Genomic DNA, 3,752 nt, shown 5'->3' with positions numbered 1-3,752 from the left:
GTGTGGACGTTGTGCTGTCTGACCTCCGTCTGCCCGACCATGACGGTCTCGAACTGCTCGGGCAGATGCGAAAGCGGGGATTGCGACAGCCGTTTATCGTGATGACGAGCTATGCCGAGGTGCAAAACGCCGTGCTGGCAATGAAGTCTGGAGCGAGCGACTATATAGCCAAACCCGTGCAGCCGGATATTCTTCTACAAAAGATCGAAGACGCCATGGCTTCCGCCGCCGCTACAGACAGTGGTGCGTCAGTCGGACGGCCTGCCGCTTTGCCGGCGGATAAGCGCCACGGTGCTGCCGCTGACATGCCGGCTTCGTCGGTGCCTCAGTATCTTGATGGCACGAGCGAGGCATCGCGCCGGCTGTACGACTATGTTTCTCTCGTGGCCCCCACGCCTATGTCGGTGCTCATACTCGGTGCCAGCGGAACAGGTAAGGAGCATGTTGCCCGCCGGATACACAACGGCAGCCGCCGTTCGGCGGGGCCTTTCGTGGCGATAGACTGCGGAGCGGTGCCAAGGGATGTTGCCGCATCCGAGTTTTTCGGTCATGTGAAGGGGGCGTTCACCGGAGCCGTGACCGACAAGCGCGGCGCTTTTGTAGAGGCTTCTGGCGGCACGCTCTTTCTCGACGAGGTGGGAAACCTTAGCTACGACGTGCAGGTACAGTTGCTCCGGGCCATCCAGGAGCGTCGTGTGCGCCCTGTAGGCTCTGCCGCCGAGACCGAGGTAGACATCCGTCTGGTGTGTGCCACAAACGAGAATCTGTCCGAGGCCGTTGCTGCGGGCACGTTCCGTGAAGACCTGTATCACCGCATCAACGAGTTCACCATAGCCATGCCGGAGCTGAAAGACCGTGGAGCGGACCTTCTTCTGTTTGCCGACCTGTTCATGAGGCAGGCCAACGAGGAACTTGACCGTAATGTGGAAGGGTTTGACGCATCGGCCTCCGAGAAGCTAACGCGCCATACATGGCCCGGAAACCTGCGTGAAATGAAAAACACCATCAAGCGTGCCGTGCTCCTTGCGCGCGGCAACAGGATAACGGCGGCCGACCTTGATATTGTCGTTCCCGTGACGGTAGCTAATGTGCGGCCGTTGCACGATGCCGGTTCGGAGCTTGAGCGGATAAAAGCCGCGCTGCAATATGCCGGCGGCAACAAGAGTCTCGCTGCCCGGCAGCTCGGGATAGACCGCAAGACGCTTTATAACAAGATGGATAAGTATGGTATGAACCGGTGATATGTTCTCGGGTTGTGGAGGCCGTTCCACAGCCGGTTGTGGAATTTTTCCACACTGTCCACACATGATTCCACACTTTCACATATTTCGAAAAATCCCGGTTTTAATTTGTTTTCCACTGAAAATCAGAAGGTTATATTGTCTGTTCGTTTTTCTGGCACGCCTGTTGCACATCTATTGGTGTGAACATTAATTTCATTAACTAACAATAAAAATATAACGATTATGAAGAAGTTTTCAGTAATGGCTATCGCAGCCTTGGCATTAGTTTCAGTAAGTGGCGCTTTCGCAAGTCAGTCTCAGGTGAATGTAAATGATGTTGTAGCTTCCGACTCAACAGTAGTGACAGATACAGTGGCTCCGGCACAGCCCGCACCGACCGCCCAGCCGGCCGACACGACAGCAGTCGCAAATTGACAGTGAACGTTAGTATCACTAAATAAGTCTTTTTTGATTCATGACGAGAGAGTGGCGCCCATGTTTGGGTATGCGCTCTCTCTCTTTGTTTTGTAATGATAAAGTCACGGATTTAACACTTTGTTTCTCGTCAAGATAGAAAACGAATACGATACTCACCACTATATGCGATGCGATACGCCGACTTTCGCCGGATGGCGAAAAGCTGTTTTTTCCGCAACGGGACACCCGTTGGAGTGCGTTTGGTTGCTAATCGCGTCGCGTTCGGCATCCCGTTGGCTTGCGTTCAGCGTCTAAATGGAAGGCAACGGGACGCTGAATGGAAAAAATCGGAAGGGTATGTGTGGTAGGTTTGGTAGGGGATGTAGGTATGGTGGGTGTATTAAGCTGACGCGCAGGTGGTTGCGGAAAGCGGCCCATAATCCGCTTATTCCCGGTCTTTGTGCTTTTATTTTTAAACGGGCGAGATATGAAGAGCGTTTTGTATGATATTTTCTTAATATGTAAAAGAGGATTTTTGAGAGAGCAAATGGATGCTCTTTGTGAAGCCGGAGGATATTTTTTCATGGATCAGAGCGGTAAAGGGATTTATCGCCGGAAAGCCCGTTTACGGCTGGTACGATACTTTCTGGAACGGAAGGCAATCACACTCACGCACTTCATATTTCCAAACTCTTCACTGCAGAGCACGTTTGTTTACCGGATTTTCGCTAACTTTGCACTTTCTTATAAAACTATTATGAAACAATCATCCAACATTCGCCACGGCCATTATACCGCGTTGCTTAATCTCGGCGTGCCGATAATCATCGGACAGATAGGGACGATCGTTCTCAACTTTGCCGACACACTAATGATAGGACATCACAGCACGGTGGAACTGGCGGCGGCCAGTTTTATAAACACTCTGCTGGTGCTCGTCATTATTTTTGCCCTCGGTTTCTCATACGGTCTCACTCCGGTGGTAGGAAATCTTGTGGGGCGAGGTGAGACAGGCAAGATTGGAGGGGTGATGCGCACGGCGATGGCTGCCAACACCATGCTCGCCGCGCTCATGCTCGCTGTGGTGGCAGCTCTGTATGTCTGTCTCGACCGTCTCGGACAGCCCGAAGAACTGATACCTTTGATGCGCCCGTATCTGCTTGTGAACATCATATCGCTGCCGTTTGTCTGCTGGCAGAACACTTTCAAGCAGTTTTACGACGCTATCGGCGATACCACCACGCCTATGTATGTGCTCATCGGAGGCAATGTGCTCAACATCTCGGGCAACTATATGCTTATATATGGCGCGTTAGGATTTCCCGAGATGGGACTGCTCGGCGCCGGAATATCCACGATGGCTTCGCGCATTATAATGTGTGCCGTCTTCGCCGTGTTGTTTTTCCGTGCCCGCCGCTACCGCATCTATGGCGACGGTTTCCGCCGTTCGGGTTTCGACGGCGCGGTGTTCCGCCGTCTCAACGCTCTCGGATGGCCCATAGCGTTGCAGATGGGCATGGAGACTGCCGCTTTCTCGCTGACTGCCATCTTCGTGGGGTGGATGGGCATGGTGTCTCTCGCCGCCCACCAGATCATGCTCACCGTATCTCAACTGTTCTTCATGGTATACTACGGTCTTGCCGCCGCCGTGTCGGTGCGTGTCAGTTATTTCCACGGGCAGGGCGACACGCCGGCCATCAGAGCCACCGCGTCGGCCGGTTTCCGTATGATTTTGCTTGTGGCTTCGGTGGTGGCGGTTCCGATTTTTCTTCTGCGCGGCACGGTGAGCCTGTGGTTCAACGACAGTGCCGAAGTGTGCCTGCTGGTATCCCATACCATTATCCCGCTCATACTATATCAGTTTGGCGACGGTTTGCAGTGTACCTTTGCCAACGCCCTTCGCGGCATGTCGTGCGTGCGGCCGATGATGTATGCCGCCTTCTTCTCCTATTTCGTGGTCTCCCTGCCTCTCAGTTGGTGGCTCGGTATCCGTATGGGCTATGGTCTTGTGGGATTGTGGTATGCCTTTCCTGTGTGTCTCACCTGTGCGGGAGTGCTGTATTATTTGATATACCGCAGGGAAGTACGCGGGATCGAGGGCTGATAATCCAC

General features: G+C 53.5%; 3 protein-coding genes. All 3 read left to right on the top strand.

All coding sequences use genetic code 11. The annotated features are described in order from the left end of the window. A partial coding sequence (locus tag MoGM_RS00020) for a sigma-54 dependent transcriptional regulator (RefSeq protein ID WP_104368230.1) occupies positions 1–1,241 on the top strand: 1,241 nt, incomplete at its 5' end. A 225-nt stretch (positions 1,242–1,466) separates the two neighbouring features. Then, positions 1,467–1,658 (top strand): hypothetical protein, encoded by a 192-nt coding sequence (locus tag MoGM_RS00015; RefSeq protein ID WP_104368229.1) that lies wholly within the window; start codon positions 1,467–1,469, stop codon positions 1,656–1,658. 739 nt (positions 1,659–2,397) lie between these two features. Beyond that, complete coding sequence (locus MoGM_RS00010; RefSeq protein ID WP_104368231.1) at positions 2,398–3,744, top strand: MATE family efflux transporter; 1,347 nt, start codon at positions 2,398–2,400, stop codon at positions 3,742–3,744. Positions 3,745–3,752: the final 8 nt, after the last annotated feature.

The sequence above is a fragment of the Prevotella sp. MGM1 genome (genome assembly GCF_002933775.1).
GTDB lineage: Bacteria > Bacteroidota > Bacteroidia > Bacteroidales > Bacteroidaceae > Prevotella.
The sequence above is the reverse complement of the archived record's forward strand: the minus strand, read 5'-3'. Positions and strand labels throughout refer to the sequence as shown.

Coding starts and splice junctions, on each gene's coding strand:
- MoGM_RS00015 (WP_104368229.1), top strand. CDS start 1,467: ATGAAGAAGTTTTCAGTAATGGCTATCGCAGCCTTGGCATTAGTTTCA.
- MoGM_RS00010 (WP_104368231.1), top strand. CDS start 2,398: ATGAAACAATCATCCAACATTCGCCACGGCCATTATACCGCGTTGCTT.